This window comes from Corynebacterium sp. MSK044 (assembly GCF_030232825.1).
GTDB lineage: Bacteria > Actinomycetota > Actinomycetes > Mycobacteriales > Mycobacteriaceae > Corynebacterium.
The window spans coordinates 76,257-97,246 of sequence record NZ_JASPJJ010000003.1; the positions used below are offsets into that span (position 1 = coordinate 76,257).

19 protein-coding genes are annotated in these 20,990 nt (G+C 63.7%); 5 read left to right on the forward strand and 14 right to left on the reverse strand.

All coding sequences use genetic code 11. From position 1 onward, the window contains the following. Positions 1–35: 35 nt before the first annotated feature. The 6 genes from rlmB to QP994_RS03160 form a co-directional block, all read right to left on the reverse strand. Positions 36–974, reverse strand: coding sequence for a 23S rRNA (guanosine(2251)-2'-O)-methyltransferase RlmB (gene rlmB / locus QP994_RS03135; protein ID WP_284865344.1), 939 nt, complete (start codon positions 972–974; stop codon positions 36–38). A 6-nt stretch (positions 975–980) separates the two neighbouring features. Next, positions 981–2,384: a cysteine--tRNA ligase gene (gene cysS, locus QP994_RS03140; protein WP_284865345.1), complete on the reverse strand. Its 1,404-nt coding sequence runs from the start codon at positions 2,382–2,384 to the stop codon at positions 981–983. A 14-nt stretch (positions 2,385–2,398) separates the two neighbouring features. Continuing rightward, positions 2,399–2,899, reverse strand: coding sequence for a 2-C-methyl-D-erythritol 2,4-cyclodiphosphate synthase (gene ispF / locus QP994_RS03145; protein ID WP_284865346.1), 501 nt, complete (start codon positions 2,897–2,899; stop codon positions 2,399–2,401). Between the two features lie 21 nt (positions 2,900–2,920). Then, positions 2,921–4,027 (reverse strand): HNH endonuclease signature motif containing protein, encoded by a 1,107-nt coding sequence (locus QP994_RS03150; RefSeq protein ID WP_284855160.1) that lies wholly within the window; start codon positions 4,025–4,027, stop codon positions 2,921–2,923. Positions 4,028–4,144: 117 nt separating this feature from the next. Beyond that, positions 4,145–4,885 carry a 2-C-methyl-D-erythritol 4-phosphate cytidylyltransferase gene (ispD, locus tag QP994_RS03155; protein ID WP_284865347.1) on the reverse strand — a complete coding sequence of 247 codons (741 nt, stop codon included), beginning with the start codon at positions 4,883–4,885 and terminating at the stop codon, positions 4,145–4,147. A 9-nt stretch (positions 4,886–4,894) separates the two neighbouring features. Further along, positions 4,895–5,479 carry a CarD family transcriptional regulator gene (locus tag QP994_RS03160; RefSeq protein ID WP_284855162.1) on the reverse strand — a complete coding sequence of 195 codons (585 nt, stop codon included), beginning with the start codon at positions 5,477–5,479 and terminating at the stop codon, positions 4,895–4,897. 206 nt (positions 5,480–5,685) lie between these two features. Between QP994_RS03160 and QP994_RS03165 the strand changes: the two genes are divergently transcribed. From QP994_RS03165 to disA, 3 genes are read left to right on the forward strand one after another with little or no spacing between them, the layout of a single operon-like run. After that, complete coding sequence (locus QP994_RS03165) at positions 5,686–6,237, forward strand: hypothetical protein (RefSeq protein ID WP_284855163.1); 552 nt, start codon at positions 5,686–5,688, stop codon at positions 6,235–6,237. A 12-nt stretch (positions 6,238–6,249) separates the two neighbouring features. Continuing rightward, on the forward strand, positions 6,250–7,650 hold the full coding sequence (gene radA, locus QP994_RS03170) for a DNA repair protein RadA (RefSeq protein ID WP_284865348.1): 1,401 nt from the start codon (positions 6,250–6,252) through the stop codon (positions 7,648–7,650). Between the two features lie 12 nt (positions 7,651–7,662). Then, positions 7,663–8,700, forward strand: a complete 1,038-nt coding sequence (gene disA, locus QP994_RS03175; protein ID WP_284855165.1) for a DNA integrity scanning diadenylate cyclase DisA — start codon at positions 7,663–7,665, stop codon at positions 8,698–8,700. Between the two features lie 22 nt (positions 8,701–8,722). Here disA and QP994_RS03180 read toward each other — a convergent pair whose 3' ends face one another. Together QP994_RS03180 and QP994_RS03185 are read right to left on the reverse strand one after the other, a co-directional pair. Next, positions 8,723–9,517 (reverse strand): hypothetical protein, encoded by a 795-nt coding sequence (locus QP994_RS03180; protein ID WP_284865349.1) that lies wholly within the window; start codon positions 9,515–9,517, stop codon positions 8,723–8,725. Between the two features lie 9 nt (positions 9,518–9,526). After that, positions 9,527–10,141, reverse strand: coding sequence for a carbonic anhydrase (locus tag QP994_RS03185; RefSeq protein ID WP_284865350.1), 615 nt, complete (start codon positions 10,139–10,141; stop codon positions 9,527–9,529). Here QP994_RS03185 and QP994_RS03190 point away from each other — a divergent pair. Further along, positions 10,140–11,024, forward strand: a complete 885-nt coding sequence (locus QP994_RS03190) for an iron-sulfur binding domain-containing protein (RefSeq protein ID WP_284865351.1) — start codon at positions 10,140–10,142, stop codon at positions 11,022–11,024. The two genes, QP994_RS03185 and QP994_RS03190, sit on opposite strands and share 2 nt — an antisense overlap. Here the strand turns inward: QP994_RS03190 and QP994_RS03195 are convergent, their stop codons facing one another. Beyond that, positions 11,025–11,195, reverse strand: a complete 171-nt coding sequence (locus tag QP994_RS03195; protein ID WP_284855169.1) for a DUF4236 domain-containing protein — start codon at positions 11,193–11,195, stop codon at positions 11,025–11,027. An 87-nt stretch (positions 11,196–11,282) separates the two neighbouring features. On the opposite strand from QP994_RS03195, the gene QP994_RS03200 reads away from it, so the two are divergent. After that, a complete protein-coding gene (locus QP994_RS03200) occupies positions 11,283–12,626 on the forward strand; it encodes a lipase family protein (protein ID WP_284865352.1) in 1,344 nt (447 codons plus the stop codon). A gap of 133 nt (positions 12,627–12,759) precedes the next feature. Here the strand turns inward: QP994_RS03200 and QP994_RS03205 are convergent, their stop codons facing one another. From QP994_RS03205 to QP994_RS03225, 5 genes are all read right to left on the reverse strand, one after another. Next, the gene (locus QP994_RS03205; protein WP_284855171.1) at positions 12,760–15,564 is read right to left on the reverse strand and encodes an AAA family ATPase; all 2,805 of its coding nucleotides are present in this window, start codon (positions 15,562–15,564) and stop codon (positions 12,760–12,762) included. A gap of 148 nt (positions 15,565–15,712) precedes the next feature. Further along, the gene (locus tag QP994_RS03210; protein WP_284865353.1) at positions 15,713–17,386 is read right to left on the reverse strand and encodes a phosphoenolpyruvate--protein phosphotransferase; all 1,674 of its coding nucleotides are present in this window, start codon (positions 17,384–17,386) and stop codon (positions 15,713–15,715) included. A gap of 21 nt (positions 17,387–17,407) precedes the next feature. After that, complete coding sequence (locus QP994_RS03215; protein ID WP_284855173.1) at positions 17,408–17,905, reverse strand: hypothetical protein; 498 nt, start codon at positions 17,903–17,905, stop codon at positions 17,408–17,410. A 5-nt stretch (positions 17,906–17,910) separates the two neighbouring features. Further along, a complete protein-coding gene (gene lysS, locus QP994_RS03220) occupies positions 17,911–19,461 on the reverse strand; it encodes a lysine--tRNA ligase (protein ID WP_284865354.1) in 1,551 nt (516 codons plus the stop codon). Positions 19,462–19,617: 156 nt separating this feature from the next. Then, on the reverse strand, positions 19,618–20,973 hold the full coding sequence (locus QP994_RS03225) for a hypothetical protein (protein WP_284865355.1): 1,356 nt from the start codon (positions 20,971–20,973) through the stop codon (positions 19,618–19,620). Positions 20,974–20,990: the final 17 nt, after the last annotated feature.

Consider the following 20,990-nt stretch of genomic DNA (forward strand, 5'->3'; position numbering starts at 1 on the left):
CAGACGATACAGCCCGCCACCACAACGCGGCAGCTCTAGCTCGTGCGGCGCTGGCGGGCGAACTCGCTGAGCACAACACCCGCGGCGACAGACGCGTTGAGGGACTCCACCCAGTCCGCAGTGGGGATAGACATGATGACGTCGCAGTTCTCACGCACCAGGCGGGAAATGCCCTTGCCCTCGGAACCGACGACGATGACCACCGGGTCGGTCGCGGCGTGGAAGGTGTCCAAGGTGTGCTCCCCACCCGCGTCAAGGCCAACAACCATGTAGCCGTTGTTTTTGAACTCCTTGATCGTGCGCGTGAGATTCGTCGCACGCGCAACCGGCAGACGGGCAGCCGTGCCGGCAGACGTCCGCCACGCAACACCCGTGACCTGTGCTGAACGACGCTCCGGGATGATTACGCCGTGGCCGCCGAACGCCGCTGTCGAACGGATCACCGCACCTAAGTTGCGCGGGTCCGTGATGTTGTCCAGCACAACGAACATGCCGTTCTCACCGCGATCATTCACGCCAGCGATGAGGTCGAAGACATCCGCGTACTTGTACGGCTGGATCTTCAGGCCGATGCCCTGGTGGAGCGTGTTGCCGGTCATGTTGTCCAGGTCCCGGCGCGGCACCTCGTGCACCGGGATTTGGCGGGTGTTGGCAATGAGGACCGCCTCGCTCAGGCGGTCGTCGTGGCCCGTGCCATGCGCGATGATGAGAGCCTCGGCGGGCACCTTCGCGTGCAGGCACTCGATGACCGGGTTGCGGCCCACCACGAGGTCCGCCTGCTCTCGCTCGTGACGGCCCTGGTCACGGCGTTGGCGCTCCAGCTTCCGCTTGTGGGCGGAGTGGTAGACGCGGTCCTCGGCCTTCGGTGTCGGCCCCTTGCCAGCGAGGCCACGGCGGCGCTTGCCACCGGAGCCTTTGGTGGCGCCTTTCTTGTTCTTCTTCTGCTTGTCGGGGCGCTCGTACGGTTTAGCCATTTTTCTTTATCCCTTCAGCTCCCACGTGGCACCATCTGCGGTGTCGGTGACCTCAATGCCGGCGGAGGCGAGGCGGTCGCGGACCTCGTCGGCGGTGGCCCAGTCCTTGTCTGCGCGGGCCTGAGCGCGGCGTTCCAGTTCAGCCTGGACGAGGACGTCCAGCGCCGTCTCTGCCGCACCAGAAGCACCGGAAGCGCCCGAAGACGCCCATTCGCCGGGGTCGATGCCCAGCACAGCGGTCATGGCGCGCACGGAGCCAGCAAGCGTGCGCGCCAACGCTGCGTCGCCTTCCGCGAGCGCCTTGTTGCCTGCACGGACGGTGTTGTGGATCTCTGCGAGCGCCTTGGGCACGCTGAAGTCCTCGTTCATGGCGTCGGCGAAGGCGGGGGTCCACGAGCCACGAGCCACGGGCTCCCCACCAGCAGCAGCGCGAGCAACGAAGTCTTCAATACGCCGGTAACCCGCCGCTGCCTCTTGCAGCGCAGCCGGCGAATACTCCAGCACGCTGCGGTAGTGCGCGGACCCCAGGTAGTAGCGCAGCTCCACTGCGCGCACGGTCTCCAGCATGTTGTCGATCGAGAGCACGTTGCCCAACGACTTCGACATCTTCTCCCCCGCCATGGTCACCCAGTGGTTGTGCATCCAGTACTGGGCAAATCCATCGCCGGCAGCGTGGGATTGTGCTTGTTCGTTCTCGTGGTGCGGGAACTGCAGGTCAAGCCCGCCACCGTGGATGTCAAACTCAGCACCCAAGTACCACGTGGACATCGCGGAGCATTCCAGGTGCCAGCCGGGGCGGCCATCGCCCCAGGGGGTGGGCCAGCTTGGCTCACCGGGTTTCGCAGCCTTCCACAGTGCGAAGTCATGGGCGCCGCGCTTGCCGGCCACGTCGGTTTCGCCTTGTTCCATCTCCTCGACGCGGTTGCCGGACAAAGACCCGTAGTCAGAGCCTTCCGCCGCCACCCAGGCAGCAACGTCGAAGTAGACGGAGCCGTCGGCGGCGTAGGCAAACCCAGCGTCGATAAGCCGAGACATGTAGTCGACCATCTGAGTCACGAACCCAGTCGCGCGCGGCTCCACGCTCGGTGGCAGAACGCCCAGCGTGCTGTAGGCGCGTGTAAATTCGCGCTCGTGGGTGGACACCCATTCCCACCAGGGGCGACCGTTTTCGGCGGCTTTTGTGAGGATTTTGTCGTCGATGTCGGTCACGTTGCGCACAAAAGCGACATCGTAACCGGTGGCGAGGAACCAGCGGCGCACGATGTCGAAGGCCACGCCGGAGCGCAGGTGCCCGATGTGTGGCGAGGACTGCGGCGTCGCACCGCACACATACATCGAGACGTGCCCCTCACGGAGAGGTTCGAAGTCGCGGAGTGTGCGGGTCGCGGTGTCAAAAATGCGTTGAGTCACGCGCCCCAGTTTAGCTATCGCTTATCGACGAGCGCCGTCGCCACCGCCGCTCTCCCCTCCCCCGATCCCGTGAAACCCATCCCGTCGGTCGTCGTGGCGCTCACGGAGACGGGTGCGCCGAGAGCTTCGGACAGGACGCGCTCCGCTTCTTCGCGCACCGGGCCCATCTTGGGTGTTTGGCCGATGAGTTGGGCTGAGGCGTTGAGCACCGTATATCCGTTGGCAGTGACAAGCTCGCGCAACTCGGTGAGCAGCTGTACGCCGGTGACCCCTTCGTATTCTGGGCGGTCGACGCCAACGAAGCTCCCCAGATCCCCCAGCCCGGTCGCAGACAAAACTGCGTCGACGATGGCGTGGCTGACCACGTCACCGTCGGAGTGGCCTTCGCATCCGTCTACGCCTTCGAAGAGGAGGCCGGCGATCCAGCAGGGTTTGCCGGGGTCGATGCGGTGGGCGTCGAAAGCAGTACCAACGCGCAAAGTGGACAGCGGATGAGGGCTCTGAGAGTTGTTCATGCGCCCCGATCCTAGTTGGCCCTAACTTGCAGGGGCTGGCACCTTCGACGGGTCGTGGTTGAACAGGGACCGCATCCCGCCGAAGGGGTGCAGCTTGTTCGTCCTGGCGAATCCGCGTGGGGAGACCCACACCGGCGCACCACCACGCATCTCCGCGTGACCCCGGCGAGCCAGGTGTGCGTCATCGTCGTTGACGCGGTTGTGGTACCGGCACAGTGGCGCAAGGTTGTTAACGTTGGTCTCCCCGCCGTTCTTCCACGCCTTGATGTGGTGGATTTCGCACTGGTCCGCGCCCCGGCGACAGTCAGGGCTGGTGCAGATCGGCTGCGTTGCACGCGCCATGTCGCGCTGCTTCGCGTTGGCGAAGCGCTCCAGGCGGTACTGGTTCACTGCGCCTTCCGTGGGGTGGAAGACGATTGCTTCCAATTCGTTGTCCGGGTTGGCGGTGTGGGTGGTGAGGAAATCGGCGCCGGTGGTGGTGGTGCCGTCGGTAAGCCCGAGCACAACATCATCGCCTTCGCCGCGGATGATGCGCACCCACTCTGGCAACGGGATGAGCAACTGCGGCCGCGGGACGGCGTATGGCACGCCCCCGCCATCCCGGATGAGCGCCAGGAAATGCTCAAGGAGCTGTGGCGCTAAAGGCATGTCCGGATCCACCCCCTCCAGCAACGCGTATTCCAGGTCAGCGACATCACGCTCATCCGCCCAGAACACCACGCGACGCCGGCCGTGACGCGACGGTGAGATAGTCATCTTCTTCTCCGGCGGCGTATCCGCACCCGGTAGAAGTTTCCTAGCTAAGGCGAGCAGCGCCTTGTAATTGCCACGCACCGCGAGCAAAGTGAGTCGAAGCTTGTTGCGCGTCCGGTTGTTCTTGATCGGCTTGAGCTTCTTCTCAATGTGCACGAGTTTGTCGAGGCTCACCCCCTGCGCACGTGCTTTCTCCCGCGCCTGCCGTTGCTTCGACGGCGACGTGGTCGGACCGTAATACGCGTCGTGCACGAGCTTCCAGTTATTCGCAGTTGTCTGCGACATCCCGGCGTCCAGCGCGGCTTCGCGATCAAACCCCTCCAACATTTCTATTGCGCCCCCCGATAAGGCCGCGATCACAGTATTAAAGTTCATGCCCCCAAAGGTATTACCCAAAAGCGCTGCTTAACAAGGGTTTTTGAGATTTCCCACATTTTCACATTTCATGGAACCAAACAGGGGTCTAAAGCAGTCTAAGTAAGATGGGGTTTTTCACTTTCCGGGGTTGCCGGGCACGTCAAAAACAGTGGGTTCTGCCTCGTCCGTGATGCGTTGCGCCAGCACAAGGTCGATGGGAGTGGTGATTTTAAAGGCCATCGGGTCGCCCTGCACCGTGGACACAGGGACGCCGAACCATTCCATGAGGCTCGCATCATCGGTGGGCACAAAGTTCGCGCCATCACTCGAAGCAACAGCAGCGAAGTAGGCCTCATTCGCCTTCCGCAAGGTAGCCAGGTCAAAGCCTTGCGGGGTTTGGACAGCGCGCAAGTGGGAGCGGTCGGGGGTGGAGAGGACGGCCCCGGAGGCGTCGACAAGCTTGATGGTGTCGGCAACGGGCAGGACCGGAACGACGGCTGGGGCGCCACCGAGTACTCGGCGTGCAACGCGCGCGATCATGCCCGGTGGTGTCAGTGCGCGGGCGGCGTCGTGAACGAGGACCACGGCATCGCGGAAAGGCAAGGCCTGCAGGCCCGCCCACACGGAATCGGCGCGTTCGCCTGCGCCGTGGATGAACTGGACGTCATGGTCGCGCAGTAACTCACGCGCGAGTGGCTCCATGTCGGGGCTGACTAGCACACCGACGTGGTCCACGACAGCCGACGTTTCCATCGCCGTCACGGAACGTTCCAACAACGTGCGGCCACGCAGCGACACGTAGGCCTTCGGTATCTCCGCGCCAAGCCGGGTTCCGCGCCCCGCCGCCGCAACAAGCGCGACGACGCGCCGGTTCACACTGATGGTCTAGTCCTCGTCGTCGAAGCTCAGATCGTCGAGGTCGACGTCATCTTCCGCGTCGAAATCGCCCTCCGGTTTAGCCACGAGGCCCTGCTCCACGTGGCGGGCGATGATGGCCTGGATTTCTTCTTCCATGCCGGTGGCCTTGGCTTCGTCGACAGGTTCGGCGAGCGCAAGCTCACCCACGAGCACCTGGCGAGCTTTGCCCAGCATGCGCTTCTCACCCGCGGACAGGCCACGGCCCTGGTCACGGCGCCACAGGTCACGCACAACTTCCGCGACCTTATTAATATCGCCGGACGCGAGACGCTCCTGGTTGGCCTTGTAGCGGCGGGACCAGTTGCCAGCCTCCTCCACATCGGTCTCACGCAGCACAGAGAAGACCTTGCGTAGGCCCTCCTCACCGACAACATCGCGCACGCCAACGAGCTCCGCGTTCTTAATAGGCACGCGCACCGACAGGTCAGACTGAAGAATGTTGAGCACGAGGAAGTCCAGCGTCTCCCCGCCCATCTCTCGCTGCTCAATGTCCGCAATTCGCGCCGCACCGTGGTGCGGGTAGACAACTACCTCTCCGACCTTGAAATCCATTCGCTCTCCTTCGCGCATGCTTATCGACGACTACCGCCACACGAATAACGTCCCGATTCTACCACCGGCCCCAAACAAGCACCGGGCCCCATTATGGATACCCCCGGTTGCACCCACACGCTGACCGGAAACTGTGAATAGTCGGGGAGAAAAGACTAGGCTGATACGTTGATACGCCTAAAAATTCCTACCAGGAGGACATCGACGTGAACTCCCTGAAGCCGGTTATCCGCCGCGCAGGTGCCGTCTCTATCGCAGCTGCTTCTGCTGTGCTGCTCACCGCATGCTCTGCAGGCCAGATTACTCAGACCTCATCCCAGGTCGCTGCCGTGAACGGCGCAAGTGTTCAGACTGAGGATGGATCTGTCACCGTCCACGACATCACCATTGTCTTGGAAGAAAACGGTGACGCGGCTGTGAAGTTCACCGCTTCCAACCAGGACTATGACCGCCATGAGCACGAGCTGAAGTCCGTCACCGTGAACGGCAAGCCGGTCAGCATGTCCACCCCGGATCCGATGGCCTACAACTGCTCCATCGTGGGTGATTCCGCTGCTGGTCTGCAGAACATGCCGCAGGCGGAGGACGCTTGCATCGAGTACGTGAGGACCTCGGTGGCGAATGACAACTTCGCTTACGGCGGCAACGTCCCAGTCACCTTCACGTTTGATTCCGGCACGGTTGAGGCTATGGCTACCGTTGCTGCGCCGACCGTGAAGTCCGGTGAGACGGACCGCCAGCCGGAGACGAAGCACTAAGCCACTGAAGCTGTGGTGAAGCAGCGCACCGTCCACACCTGCACTGAGTGTGGGTATTCGTCGCCGAAGTGGTTGGGGCGCTGCCCCGAGTGTGGTTCGTGGGGCACGCTCGAGGAATCGGCGGCTGCTACAACGAGCGCCGCTGGGGGTAAAAAGGCGCGCCCCGGCATAGGCGCGAGTGCGCCGAAGGGGTTAGCGCCAGCGTCACCGGCGCAGCCCATCACGAAGATCAACGCCAGTGCTGCTGGGCGTGTGACATCGGGGATTTCTGAACTTGACCGCGTGCTCGGCGGCGGTGTTGTGCCGGGCTCTGTGGTGCTGCTGTCGGGTGAACCCGGAGTGGGCAAATCAACACTGCTGCTGGAAGTGGCTAGCCGCTGGGCGGCGACGGGGGATCGCACCGCTTTGTACGTGACCGCGGAGGAATCCGCAGCCCAAGTCCGAGGCCGCGCGGAGCGCACGGGTGGCCTGAACGAGAACTTGTACCTGGCCTCCGAGTCCAACCTGGATGTGGTGTTCGGCCACGTAGACCAGGTGAAACCCAGCCTGCTTATCGTCGACTCGGTTCAGACGATGCAGGCCGCCGGCGTCGAAGGCGTAGCCGGCGGTGTTGCGCAATCACGGGCAGTGACGGCGGCGCTGACCACCCTGGCAAAGACGACTAACTTGCCGATCTTGCTCGTTGGCCACGTGACCAAGGACGGCAACGTCGCTGGTCCCCGGGTGCTGGAGCATCTGGTGGACGTCGTCCTCGCCTTCGAAGGTGACCGGCAGACCAGCCTGCGCATGCTGCGCGGCATGAAGAACCGCTTCGGCGCTACAGATGAGGTCGGCTGTTTTGAGCAGACCGCCGACGGCATCCGCGAGGTGCCGGACCCGTCGGGGTTGTTCCTCTCCCACCGTGGGCAGACACCGGACGGTTCGGCGGTGACCGTGGCTATGGACGGTGTGCGCCCGATCCTCGCCGAGGTCCAAGCCTTGACGGTGGATCCGGTGAACAAGTCGCCCCGCCGCGTGGTCACGGGCCTGGATTACAACCGCGTCCCCATGGTGCTCGCCGTCCTCCAAGCCCGCTGCGGGGAGCGCACCAACGACCAGGACGCATACGTGGCCACTGTCGGTGGCGTCCGTATCACGGAAACAGGCACGGATCTCGCCGTGGCACTAGCCACGTGGTCAAGCCTGCACACCACTCCCCTACCCCCAAAAACAGTGGTCATCGGGGAAGTCGGCCTCGCCGGCGAAGTGCGCCGCGTACCCAACCTGGAGCGCAGGCTCACCGAAGCAGCCCGCCTGGGATATGAGAATGCGATCGTGCCCACGGGACTCACCAAGAAGATCCCAGGGATGCGGGTAACGCAGGTGGGGACGGTGAGAGAGGCGATTGGGGCCGTCGATAGGCAAAATGCGTAAGATCTGAAAGCTATGACCATGCGCGATGTTTTGCTGCGGCTCGCCCCTGGAACGGAACTGCGCGACGGGCTCGAACGCATCAAGCGTGGGCGCACCGGCGCGCTGATTGTGCTGGGCGACGGGCCCGAGGTGGCCGCTGTGTGCGACGGCGGCATTGAATTCGACGTCCCCTTCACGCCGACGCTGCTGCGCGAGCTTTCCAAGATGGACGGCGCCGTCGTGCTGTCGGAGGACGGGACGCGCATCACGCGTGCGAATGTGCAGCTAGTGCCGTCGCCGACGTTCCATACGTCGGAGACCGGTACGCGCCACCGCGCGGCGGAACGTACGGCGCTGCACACGGGTGTGCCGGTCGTGTCGGTGTCCGGTTCGATGAACATTGTCACGGTGTACGCCGACGGGAAGCGCCACATCATCGAGGAGCCGGCGGTGCTGCTCACGCGGGCCCGCCAGGCGATCGCCACCGTGGAGCAGTACCGCATCCGCGTGGACAAGGCGAACCAGCGCCTCTTCGTGGCGGAGATGAACCGCTACGCCGCCGTCGAGGATGTCTTGCACCTGCTGCAACGTCAGCTTCTGCTGCAACGCGCCGCGCGCGATATGGACGACCAGATCGTGGAGCTCGGCACCGACGCGCGCCAGCTGCGCCTCCAGCTCACCGAGTTGCGCGGCACGATCTACCACGACATTGCCATGCTCGTGTGCGACTACCTCGTCGCGGAGGGTGCGCCGAGCAATGAGCTTATCGACGCCACCATCGACACCCTCGACCACCTCCCCGACCGCGAACTGCTGAACACGGCCACCCTCGCGCAGGTCTTGGGGCTGCCGGCGACGGAAGAAAACCTCATGGAATCGGTGACGCCGCGCGGCTACCGGGCTCTGTCGCGTATTCCGCGGGTGCAGAAATCCCTCATCGACTACCTCGTGGCCGAATTTGGCGATCTCAACGCCATCCGCGCTGCCGATGCAGAACGGCTCGCGGAAGCGAAGAATGTATCGCCCTTGTGGGCGCGCCACATCGTGGAGGGGCTGCGGCGCAACGCCTAGCGCTGCGGATTAGCGCTGCCGCCTAGCGGATGTTGAAGGTCACACCCTCCGCGTGGTTATCGCCAAGGGTCGCGGTGACCACGTAAGCACCTTCCGGCACGGCCTGACGGTTCGAGCACTGCCCCGGCGCGGAGGCCAAGCGGGACCAGGTGGCGCGGAAGTTACGGGACTCTCCGGCAGCGAAGGTCTGCTCACCGTTGATCACCGGGTCGTAACAGTCCGTGTCGCCCCACACTGGCTGGAAGCCTTCGCGGGCGATGGAGTAGACCTCAAAGCGCAGCTTGTCATCGTTGGCATCAATGACGCAGTCAGCGCCCGTCGGGTTCTTCACCTGCACGTTCAACTCAGGCTGATCCTTCGGGTCGTTGATGTCAAAGCTGGTTTTGTTGGCCTGGATGGTCAGCTGAAGGTCGCTGAGCTCGCAGGTCTTCTTCGCGGCGAGCTCTTCATCGTCGGGGCGTTCACGGGTGGCGGTGGGATCGAAGTCCTCGTCCTTCTTCTCCGTTTCGGTGGCCGTTGCCTCAGTGGTCTCCTCGGCGGCACCAGGGTCTGGTTCGGTCGGGGTGGTTACCAACGTGGTGGGCAGCGCTGTGGTGCTCGGCTCATTCTCGCTCGAACCTGAGCGCGCGAAGGACGTGAGCGCCCACACCAGCAAGGCCACCACCGCCAAGACGATCACCAGCGCGGCAACACGGCGACGCATGTAAATCTGCTCGGGCAGACGGGCCGAGCGTTCCGCCCCGCGCTCCTCGAAGGAATCTCCGTAGGAATCTCGCGGGGTACGTGATGTTCGTGGGGTTCGCGGCTGGTAGGTCACACCGCGATCCTAACCCGCAAAATGCTCCTCGACGCTTGTGACGCGGCCATCTTCAAGCCTATATCTTGCGGCAACGACCCCCAGGGAGCCGTCGGCGATCCTCGCCTGCACCGGCGGGATGCGGTGAACCAAGTGCTCCGCGGTCTCTGCGGCGTGGATTTCTTCGATGGCAGAGCGATCCTCATGCCCGTCGTGCTTCGCGCGGATGACGCTGGGGGCAATCTTTTCCACGAACACTCGCGTCAGATCGGACGGCAAATCCCCCTCCTCGAAGGAGGACACTGCTGCACCAATGGCGCCACACTCTTCGTGGCTCAGCACGACGATGAGGGATACACCCAACGTAGTCACCGCGAACTCCAACGAGCCGGTCACTGCGGCGTCGACGCAGCCGCCGGCGGTGCGGACGACGAAGAGGTCGCCCAGGCCGGCGTCGAAAAGCATCTCGACGGGCACCCTCGAATCTGAACACGCCAGCACCGCCGCGAATGGCGCCTGGCCCGAGCGAAGTTCCTCCCGGCGCGACGCCCCGGAATGCGGATGGACGGATGTGTCGGTGGCGAAACGCTGGTTGCCCTCAAGCAGGTGGGTCCACGCGTCCCGCGGAATAGTCCTAAACGCCATGGCCACTATTGTTGCATGTACTGTGATTGATCCTTCTATTGTCTCTGCTTGGTTTGTTGCGAACGCCCGTGATCTGCCGTGGCGTAAGCCGGGAACAAGCCCGTGGGGTGTGCTGGTCAGCGAGGTAATGAGCCAGCAAACCCCGGTCGCTCGCGTTGCCCCGCAGTGGGAAGAGTGGATGAGGCGCTGGCCAACCCCTGCGGATCTAGCGGCGGCGCCAACAGCGGAGGTGCTGCGGGCGTGGGACAGCTTGGGGTATCCGCGCCGCGCGTTGAGGCTGAAGGAGTGCGCTGCGGAGATCGCGGAGAAGCATGGCGGGACAGTGCCATGTGAGGTGAGTGAGCTTTTGGAGCTGCCGGGGATTGGGGATTACACGGCGCGCGCGGTGGCGGCGTTCGCGTTTGCGCAGGCAGTGCCGGTGGTGGATACGAACGTGCGGCGGGTGTATGCGCGGGCCGTGCTCGGGCGGCCACTGGCGAAGCCGCAGAAGGCAGAGTTGGAATGGATCGCCGCGTTGCTGCCGGAGGAGGATGCGCACGTGTTCTCGGCCGGGCTCATGGAGCTGGGTGCGCTGGTGTGCACTGCGACGCAGCCGGCATGTGGGTCGTGTCCGCTCGCGGACTCTTGCGCGTGGCTCGCCGCCGGTTCCCCACCACCGACCGCGGAAGAGCTAGCCGGCAAGAAGGTGCAAAAGTTCGAGGGCACCGACCGGCAAGTGCGCGGCAAAATCATGAAAGTGCTGCGCGAGGCACCCGAGCCAGTGCCGCAAGAAGCCATCGACGTGGTGTGGCCCGACGCCCCGCAACGTTCGCGGGCGCTCTATTCATTGCTCAAAGACGGCCTCGCCGTCCAGAACGCTGACGGGCACTTCCACCTGCCGTAGCTACTTCCAGCGCCCCCGGTACGTCATCCCACCAGGCAAGTTCACCCACACTCCGCCACGGGAGTTAAAGGTCACCGGCCCCACCTTTGTGGACACGGACGCCCCGGAACCGGAGATGTTGATCCACGAGTTCTTGCCCAGTTTCTTCTTATCGCGGTACATCAAACCCATAACTTCAAAATCTTAGATCACCCGCAGCGAAAAAGATGCTCGGCTCGAACGGCCACGAAAAAGCGGGGGCTACTTTAGGATTCACTCATGCGTAACCCCGTGTCTCGATTCTCCTGTTGGGCGGTAGCAGCCGTCATGGTCTTTGTGGCCAGTGGGCAGCCTGCTGGTGCGCAGTTAAGCGTCGATAAGCTGCAAGGTGTCTTGGCTCATGCCGCGAACCCCCCTGATAAGCCCCTGCTCAAGCAGTATGACCCGTTCTATGACGACCCGGTTCCGGCAGAGCAGCTCGATCGCCCCGGAAAGCTCCTGCGCACCCAGCCGGCGCCGCACCTGCTGAACTTGCTCGGCCCAAACTTCCCCGGATATGCGCAACGGATTTTGTATACCTCCACCACGGTGGATGGGCGCATCGTGCCGGTGTCGGGCTACATGATTGAGCCCGCAAATCCGTGGCAAGGCGCCGGACCCACCCCGACCGTGGTGTTCGGCCCCGGTACGCGCGGCGCGGGTGACGGGTGCGCCCCTTCGCGCGGCCCATGGATGATGGGGCAGATCGACCCAGCACAGCCCGCCGTGGGCACGAACTACGAGAACCTGCACCACCAGGCCGCCGCGCTGATGGGCATGCGGGTTGTTGTCTCTGACCTCATCGGCTTGGGCACACCCGGCGCGCATACATACGTGCTACACACCGAAGAAGGCCACGCGCTTATCGACGCCGCCCGTGCCACCACCCAACCCCACCACCCCGTCGGTTTCTGGGGCTACTCGCAAGGCGGAGGTGCCTCGGCTGCTGCAGCGGAACTCGCCCCCAGCTACGCGCCGGACCTCAACGTCAAGGGCGCTTTCTCCGGCGCGCCACCTGCGGACCTAGTGGAGACGATGCGCGGGGTGGACCAATCCTCCATCCTCGCCGTGGTTGGCTTCGCCCTCAACGGCTGGACGGAGCGCTACCCGGAGTTCCAGCCGGCGTTGGACGCGAATTTGAGTCCACGCGGCCGCGAGTTCCTCAACTCCACGCGTGATGCGTGCATGGCGGATAGTGCGGTCCGGTGGGGTTTCCAGGACTCGCGGACGTTTACCGCGTCGGGTGAGCCGATGGTGGATGTGCTCACCCGCGACCCAGCGATCCGCCGCAAGCTCGATGAGCAGAAGCTTGGTCAGCGCGCCCCGCAAGTCCCGGTGATGGTGTCCACGCTTGGCGGTGACCAGCTCGTGCCCACGTCGCAGGTCATCCAGCTTGCACGCGACTACTGCACTGCGGGAGCCAACGTCACTTTGCTTGACGACGCCATCCCCGCCCTCACCCCTCCCCACAAAATCGGCCTCAACCACGCCATCGGCGTGTTCGCCCACTCTGCCCCGTCCCTGATGTGGCTCGTCGACCGCTTCAATGGGGTGCCCAACGCGTCTAACTGCGGCAGCTTCTAGCCAGGGAAACTTCTAACTGGAGGAACAGCGCGCGCCGCCATAAACAGTTCTTCACGTCATTTTTGGCGCAGAGATAAACCCCGCCGGCTTCCCTCAGCAGTTCGTTGAGGAAGGTGGCGGGGTCTATTAGCAGTTAGCGCTGCTCCGAGTCCGAGTGGTCCGGGCGGTCCAGCACCGCGGTGCCCGGCGCGCCATCAGTCTCCGGGCCAGCTTCCGGTTCGATCTCTGGGTCTGAGTCTGGGCCAGTGCTCGGGCCGCCATCTGGGCCGCCGTCAGCATCACCGTCTTCGTCGCTATTAGCTGGCGGAGTGGTGTCGCGGACAGAGGCGATGTCGCGGACCTCTTCCTCGTCCAGGTCACCGAAGGTGTCGGCCGGGAGTGGCTTCGGCTTCGGGGTGAAGGTGAACTCGGCGTTTTCGTAGTCGCGTGGGTTGTCGGTCTTGCCGTCCCAGTTCTTCACACCGACCTCGATGATCTCGCCGGCACCGATCTCGCCGAAGAGGATCTTCTCCGACAGCACGTCTTCGATCTCGCGCTGGATGGTGCGGCGCAGCGGGCGGGCACCAAGGACAGGGTCGAAGCCGCGGGTGGCAAGGAGGTTCTTGGCGTCGCTAGAAAGCTCAATGCCCATGTCTTGTGCGGCGAGGTTCTTCTCCAGGCGACCTGCGAGCAGCTCGACCATCTGAACGATCTGCTCTTGGGTGAGCTGGTGGAAGACCACGATCTCGTCGATACGGTTGAGGAACTCGGGGCGGAAGTGCTTCTTCAGCTCGTCGTGCACCTTCTGCTTCATGCGCTCATACTGCGCATCGGAGTCGGTGGCGTTGGAGCCACTGAAGCCCAGGCCGACAGCCTTGGAGATGTCAGAGGTACCCAGGTTCGAGGTGAAGATGAGCACCGTGTTCTTGAAGTCCACCATGCGGCCCTGTCCGTCGGTGACATGGCCTTCTTCGAGTACCTGGAGGAGGGTGTTGTAGATCTCTTTGTGGGCTTTCTCGATTTCGTCGAAAAGCACGACGGAGAATGGCTTCCGGCGAACCTTTTCGGTGAGCTGGCCGCCCTCCTCGTAGCCGACGTATCCCGGAGGGGCGCCGAAGAGGCGGGAGGCGGTGAAGCGGTCGTGGAATTCGCCCATGTCCACCTGGATCAGGGAGTCCTCGTCGCCGAAGAGGAACTCGGCGAGCGCCTTGGACAGCTCCGTCTTACCCACACCGGACGGGCCGGCGAAGATGAAGGAACCGGACGGGCGCTTCGGGTCCTTCAGCCCCGCGCGGGTGCGGCGGATGGCGCGGGAGACGGCGCGGACTGCTTCGTCCTGGCCGATGATGCGCTTGTGCAGCTCGTCCTCCATGTGCAGGAGGCGGGAGGACTCGGACTCGGTGAGCTTGAACACTGGGATGCCGGTCCAGTTGGCCAGCACGTCTGCGATTTGCTCCTCGCCGACCTCAGCGATGTCCTCCAGCTCGCCGGTGCGCCACTTCTTTTCCTTTTCCGCCCGCTCTTCGCCGAGCTTGCGTTCGGTGTCGCGCAGGCCAGCAGCCTTCTCGAAGTCCTGGGCATCGATCGCGGCTTCCTTTTCGCGGCGCACCTCTTGGATGCGGTCATCGACTTCGCGCAGGCCTTCCGGCTGGGTCATGCGCTTGATGCGCATGCGGGCGCCGGCTTCGTCGAGAAGATCGACGGCCTTGTCCGGCAGGAAGCGGTCGTTGATGTAGCGGTCCGACAAGTTCGCGGCAGCTGCCAAGGCGTCATCAGTGTAGGAGACGCGGTGGTGCGCCTCGTAGCGGTCGCGCAGGCCCTTGAGGATCTGGATGGTGTCTTCCACACTCGGCTCATCCACCTGCACCGGCTGGAAGCGGCGCTCGAGGGCGGCGTCCTTCTCAATGTGCTTGCGGTACTCATCCAGGGTGGTGGCACCGATGGTCTGCAGCTCACCGCGGGCCAGCTTGGGCTTGAGCAAGGAGGCAGCGTCGATAGCTCCCTCCGCAGCGCCGGCACCGACGAGGGTGTGGATCTCGTCGATGAACAAGATGATATCGCCGCGCTGGTTGATCTCCTTGAGCACCTTCTTCAGGCGTTCTTCGAAGTCACCGCGGTAACGCGAACCCGCGACGAGGGAGCCGAGGTCCAGCGAGTAAACCTGCTTGTCCTTGAGGGTCTCCGGCACGTTGCCGTTAGCGATGTCCAGTGCCAGGCCTTCTACCACCGCGGTCTTACCCACGCCGGGTTCACCGATGAGCACCGGGTTGTTCTTGGTGCGGCGGGAGAGCACCTGCATAATGCGCTCGATTTCCTTGTCGCGGCCGACGACCGGGTCGAGCTTGCCTTCCTTGGCAGCAGCGGTGAGGTTGCGTCCGAACTGGTCAAGCACGAGCGAGTTGGAACGCTCGCCGCCACCGCGCGGGCCCCCCATGCCGCCGATGCTCGGGCCTGCGCCAGCGCCGGTCATGCCAGAAGCCTGCGGGCCTTCGGGGCTTTCGGGGTTCTGGCCTTCGCCACCCTCGTAACCAGACAGCAGCTGGATGACCTGCTGGCGCACGCGTGGGAGGTCAGCGCCCAGCTTGGTCAGCACCTGCGCAGCCACGCCTTCACCTTCGCGGATAAGGCCAAGCAGCAGGAATTCGGTGCCAATGTACTTGTGGCCCATCTGCAGACCTTCTCGCAGGGAAAGCTCCAGGACCTTCTTCGCGCGCGGGGTAAACGGCACGTGACCGGTGTGCGGCTGGGTGCCGCGGCCGATGATCTCTTCGACTTCCCGGCGGACGTCGTCAAGGTTAATCCCCATGGATTCGAGGGCCTTGGCGGCAACGCCTTCCCCCTCCTGGATCAGCCCGAGCAGGATGTGCTCAGTGCCGATGTAATTGTGGTTCAGGTCGCGCGCTTCTTGCTGGGCCAGCACGATGACGCGCCGTGCACGGTCAGTAAACCGCTCGAACATGTGGCTACCCCTTTATTGGCTAAATGAAATCGTTCCACCCACCATAACGCGGGGTCGTCGGAACACTTCCCACGCTTCTGCACGGAAAAGCCATAATCCCAGCTCAAGGGCATGTTCGCCAGTAGCGAACACTCTTTTTGGTGCGGTTTTACAGCAGGGCGTGCAGCCCCGGATCAGCCAGGGCGAGGGCAGCGGCGCGCGCGTCGTCCGCAGTCCGCGCGGCAAGAGCATGTTCGGCCATCTGTTGGCAGGTGTTCAGGTCGTGCAAAAGCAGCGCCGCGCGCGCAGCGGGAATGTTCGCCGACACCATGGACAAGGACGTCACGCCAAGCCCCACGAGCACGAGCGCGAAGAGCGGATCACCGCCAGCCGCGCCGCACACGCCGACGGGAACACCGTTCGCACCACGACACGTCGCATGCATGAGCGCCAGCACCGCTGGTTGCCACGGGGACAGCAGCGACGGCCCAGCCAATCGGTCCGCCGCCATGGTGAACTGCGCCAAATCGTTCGTGCCTATCGACGCAAACTCCGCCACCCCCAACAACTCCCCCGCACAGATCGCCGCGGCAGGGGTCTCCACCATGATTCCGGCCCGCGGGAGCCCGGCCTTTTTCGCCTTATCGACGAACCACTCAACCTCCCCCACCTCCCCCACCATCGGCGCCATCACCCACAGGTCCGCCTCCGGCACCGCTGCGTGCGCGGCGGCAAGAGCCGCGAGTTGGTCGTCCATGAGGCCTTCCTGCACACGGGTCAAGCGGATACCGCGACGACCGAGCGCTGGGTTTTCCTCAGGGCCGGAGTCAACGAAGGCCAAGGGCTTGTCCGCACCCGCGTCGAGGGTGCGCACCACCACCGTGCGCGCACCAAACGCGCGCAGGACCTCGGTGTAGGCCTCCGTTTGTTCGGCAACGCTGGGGGCTTCTGCCCGGTCAAGGAAAAGGAATTCGGTGCGGAACAGACCCACGCCTTCAACATCCGTGTCAGCTACCGATGCAACATCGGCCGGGGTGCCAATGTTGGCCATGAGCTTCACCGGATGCCCATCTTTCGTGGCTCCCGGTCCGACCGAACCAGTCAGTGCAGTCGCGTGGCGCGCAGACCGGTCACGCAGCTCAGCGATGTCATGAAGGGTCGGCGCGAGGATGACGGTGCCGGTGGTGGGGTCGAGGGCGATGGGAGTGCCACGGTCAAGCAAACCATTTATGCCAGCAACTTGGACGATCATAGGAATGCCGAGCTGAGCTGCGAGAATCGCCGTGTGCGACGTGGTGCCGCCAGCTTCGGTGACCAGGCCGAGGACCATCGTTGGGTCGAGCGTCACGATGTCGGCGGGCGCGAGGTCCCGTGCGACGAGGATGGATGGGCGGCCGAATGCCGGAATTCCCGGCTCCGGCAGGTCGCGCAGGTGGGCGATGGCGCGGTCACGGATGTCGTAGAGGTCTGTCACGCGCTCAACCATGCGGCCGCCGAGGCTGCGGAGCTTCTGTGCGTAGACCTCCACCGCGGCATGCACGGCAGCGGTGATGCCGGCACCGGCGGCGAGCTCCACATCGACACCTTTGATCAGCGCGCGGTCCTGCGCCAACGCTGCGGTTGCCTCAAGGATCGGAGCAGCCTCCGGGGCGTGCTCCGCGCGCGCGAGCATGCCGGCAGCGACAGCAGCGAGGGCCGCGCGCACCCGCTGACCATCGGCTTCCGCGTCGGTGCAAGCTGGTTCGTGCGGGTCAACCCCCGCGGCGGGAGCGACGACCACGGCGGGGCCAACTACAAAAGCACCAGCCACACCAACGCCGTGAAGGACATGCCTATCAGCCATGCGTGTTCCTTTCCCGGCCCCCTAGCAGGGATCGTGGAAATCGCCAGAGTTGTTCAAAGTTCGGCCGTTGCCACCATAGCGGGCTTTCGCCGCGCACATCCCCGCTTCATCGGAACCAAAATCAAGGTAGACGGGATAGATCAGATTCCCATCGACGCTTTTACGCAGGGAGGAACACTGCCCCGGGACGGTGAACTCTTTATCGGCGGGGCTGCCGGTGAGCACGGCTTCGGCAAGGTGGTTGTAGGTCTCTTCAGCGCCGTGTTCGTCGATGACAGACATGAGAATCAGGATGTTGCGCCCGTCGCATGCCGGAAATGAGGCTTCTTTCGAGGCCCCATCACGGGTAACCGCCGCAATAAAGTCATCACTCTTGCTTATCGACGACGCCGTCGTGGTCGTCGACGTCGTCGGCACCAGCGTCATCTCTACTTCCTCCAGCCCCTCACTGGAGCAGGCGGTCACACCCGCGGCCAGTGCGAGCATGGTAAAGCCACCGGTCCAGCGAGTCAGACGCATAAGGTTTAGGCCTCGGGGCGCACCAGCGGGAAGAGGACGGTCTCGCGGATGCCCAGGCCGGTCAGGGCCATGAGCAGGCGGTCCACGCCCATGCCGCAGCCGGCAGTGGGGGGCATGCCTTGTTCCATGGCGGCGAGGAAGTCCTCGTCGAGAACCATGGCTTCGTCATCGCCGTGGGCGGCGAGGCGGGCTTGGTCTTCGAAGCGTTCGCGCTGGATCACCGGGTCAACGAGCTCGGAGTAGCCGGTGGCCAACTCGAAGCCGCGGACGTAGAGGTCGAACTTCTCGGTCACGCCACGCTGTTCGCGGTGGTCGCGGGTCAAAGGCGAGGTCTCCACCGGGAAGTTGATCACAAAGGTTGGCTCGTAGAGCTGGTCAGCACACAGGTGCTCCCAGATTTCCTCAACGAGTTTGCCGTGGAGCCAGCCTTCGTCCTTGGGCACCTTCAGGCCGATGACGTCCGCAATGCCCTTGAGTTCCTCCACGGAGGAATCCACGGTGACCTCCGGCTGGCCGGGGAACTTGCGAGCCAAAGCCTCGTTCAAAGACGGGTACATCTCCATGACTTTCCAGTCGCCGCCGAGGTCGTAGGAGGTGCCGTCGGCAAGCGTGACGGTGGTGGAGCCGAAGACTTCCTGCGCGCAGAACTGCACGAGTTCCTTCATGGTCTGCGCGCCGTCCTTGTAGGTGCCCCATGCCTGGTAGGTCTCCAGCATGGTGAACTCCGGCGAGTGTGAGGAGTCAATGCCTTCGTTGCGGAAGTTGCGGTTGAGCTCGAAGACGCGCTCAATGCCGCCGACGACGCAGCGCTTGAGGTACAGCTCCGGCGCAATGCGCAGGTAGAGGTCCATGTCCAGCGCGTTGGAGCGCGTGATGAACGGACGCGCCGCGGCACCGCCGTGCAGGGTCTGCAACATCGGGGTTTCCACCTCGACAAAGTCATGGCCCGTGAGGAACTTACGCACAGCCGCGATGACCTTGATGCGGGTCATGGCATTCTTGCGGGCGTCTTCGCGCATGATCAGGTCGGTGTAGCGGTGGCGCACACGCTGCTCTTCGTTCATGTCCGCGAAGGCAACGGGCAGCGGGCGCAGCGCCTTCGACGTCATGCGCCAAGACTGCGCCATGACAGAGAGCTCCCCGCGTTTCGACGCAATCACGCGCCCCCTCACCGACACAATGTCACCCAAGTCCGTGTCCGACTTCCACGCGGCCAGCGCCTCTTCGCCGACCTCAGCCAGAGAAAGCATGACCTGCAGCTGCGTGCCATCACCCTCCTGGAGGGTGGCAAAGCACAGCTTGCCGGTGTTGCGCTGGAACATGATGCGTCCGGCGACGGCCACCTCGTCGGAGGTTTCTTCGCCGGGGTGGAGGGCTACGGTGCCGTCGATAAGCTTAGGCGCCTCTTCCGTAACAACGTGGTACTTGTTGCGCAGATCCTTCAGCGACGTGGTGCGGTCCACGACGACGGGGTATGGCTCATGCCCCTCGCTAAGAAGCTTTTCGCGCTTCGCGCGGCGGATCTGTTGCTGCTCTGAAAGGTCCTGGGTAGTCACGGCTATCTACCGTAGTCGGTTTGGCTCACCAATACTCGGGCAGGGTCCACACCGGCGGGTCATCCAGTTGACCACCCGGGTGGATCGTGCCGTCTTTGCCCGCATAAATCGCGTCTGCCTTGCGGGGCGACAGCGAACTGTGCACGGCTAGGACGGTTAACCACGCGACTTTTCGCACAGGTTGAGGTACATGCGCTTGCTTTCGGCTTCACCACCGTTGACCACGAACAAGTACTGTGCGTCCTCGCCTTCTGGGACGATGCGGTAGGCCGGTGGGGTCACGTCTTCCATCTTGTAGGAGCGTGCAGAGCACTTCTCATTACCAATGACTTCCGCGTCTCCGTCCGGTAGCTGGCTGTCGCGGGTCTGCTCATCGCCGTAATCAATGATGCTCACGCCGAGGTCCTGGTCAGAGCAGCGGATGCGGGCTTTCTGCCCATCCTCCGGGGACTGGGACTGGCACTTCATGTTCAGCCAGCCACGCTGACCGGATTTCTCCGAAATGATCCGCGGGAACGTGTCCGCCATCTTCTGCTCTTGCGCATTCCAGTCCTCGCCCTGGTTGTTCCAGAGCCACCAGCCACCAGCGCCGATTCCGCCAAGCAGCAACAAGATCACGAACACGAGCAGCCAGGTCAGACCCTTGGACTTCTTCTTCGGTTGTGGCTCAAAAGCCGCCGGCTGGCCGTAGCCTGCCGGGTAGCCGTAGGGCTGCTGGTATTGCGGTTGCACGGGCGGGAAACCCGGGTTGGTGTCTGGGAAGTGCTGCTTCGGGCGCTCCGGCTGCTCTTCTACCGGCTGGGCGGGCAGGCCCCACTGCACTGTCGCGTCGTCGGCCTCTGCTTCGGGCTGAGCCTTGTGGGGGAAAGCCAATTTCTCCAGGTAGTCGCTGGCGGATACAGTAGATTCCAGCAGCTCCTCATCCACCGGTTTGGTGGTCAACTGGGAGATAATCTCCGCGAAGGTACGGCGGTTCTCAGCTGCAGTGCTCGTGGCATCCGGTGTGGGGCCGACCATTGCCAGCATCACCGGCGCAGACAGGTTGCCCTGCTGCACCAGAAGGTTGTCCACGTTCAGGGACCGTGCCAAAAGATCAGCGTGATCAGCATTGTTGTAGTGGTCAATAGCGCTGGCCACCGGCGCGAGCAGACTGTGCGCCTCGGAGTTAGAAAACGGAGTGCCCCACTTCACGCGCCCCTCAATGATGGAGCGCAGCGTGTTACCCTTCGCCTCATCGCGCACCACGTAGAGCTTGCCGTCCTCGGTGACACCGCAGTCACGCAACGACACCACTGCTGGCTCATCCAACCAGCGCAGGCCGGAAGCGAGCTGAGTGATGGCGGTAGCCCGGTCGCCTTCGACGACCTCGTTGAACAGCTCCACCTCAGCGGTGCTGTTACCCCACGTGTTCGTAGCAAAGTAGACGGTGGAATCCGCTGTCGCCGCTTTTTCCTTTAATTCCGTCAACGCATACTTTTCGTGCAGGAGCTGAGCAAGCTGTGAATCAACCATGGTGAAGCTTTCGATGT

Excerpts from the sequence above, each read along its gene's own strand:
- ispF (WP_284865346.1), bottom strand. The coding sequence starts at position 2,899 with ATGAACAACTCTCAGAGCCCTCATCCGCTGTCCACTTTGCGCGTTGGT.
- rlmB (WP_284865344.1), bottom strand. The coding sequence starts at position 974 with ATGGCTAAACCGTACGAGCGCCCCGACAAGCAGAAGAAGAACAAGAAA.
- QP994_RS03160 (WP_284855162.1), bottom strand. The coding sequence starts at position 5,479 with ATGGATTTCAAGGTCGGAGAGGTAGTTGTCTACCCGCACCACGGTGCG.
- QP994_RS03150 (WP_284855160.1), bottom strand. The coding sequence starts at position 4,027 with ATGAACTTTAATACTGTGATCGCGGCCTTATCGGGGGGCGCAATAGAA.
- QP994_RS03215 (WP_284855173.1), bottom strand. The coding sequence starts at position 17,905 with ATGCGTCTGACTCGCTGGACCGGTGGCTTTACCATGCTCGCACTGGCC.
- QP994_RS03225 (WP_284865355.1), bottom strand. The coding sequence starts at position 20,973 with ATGGTTGATTCACAGCTTGCTCAGCTCCTGCACGAAAAGTATGCGTTG.
- QP994_RS03190 (WP_284865351.1), top strand. The coding sequence starts at position 10,140 with ATGGCCACTATTGTTGCATGTACTGTGATTGATCCTTCTATTGTCTCT.
- QP994_RS03210 (WP_284865353.1), bottom strand. The coding sequence starts at position 17,386 with ATGGCTGATAGGCATGTCCTTCACGGCGTTGGTGTGGCTGGTGCTTTT.
- QP994_RS03185 (WP_284865350.1), bottom strand. The coding sequence starts at position 10,141 with ATGGCGTTTAGGACTATTCCGCGGGACGCGTGGACCCACCTGCTTGAG.
- disA (WP_284855165.1), top strand. The coding sequence starts at position 7,663 with ATGACCATGCGCGATGTTTTGCTGCGGCTCGCCCCTGGAACGGAACTG.
- QP994_RS03205 (WP_284855171.1), bottom strand. The coding sequence starts at position 15,564 with ATGTTCGAGCGGTTTACTGACCGTGCACGGCGCGTCATCGTGCTGGCC.
- QP994_RS03195 (WP_284855169.1), bottom strand. The coding sequence starts at position 11,195 with ATGGGTTTGATGTACCGCGATAAGAAGAAACTGGGCAAGAACTCGTGG.
- QP994_RS03200 (WP_284865352.1), top strand. The coding sequence starts at position 11,283 with ATGCGTAACCCCGTGTCTCGATTCTCCTGTTGGGCGGTAGCAGCCGTC.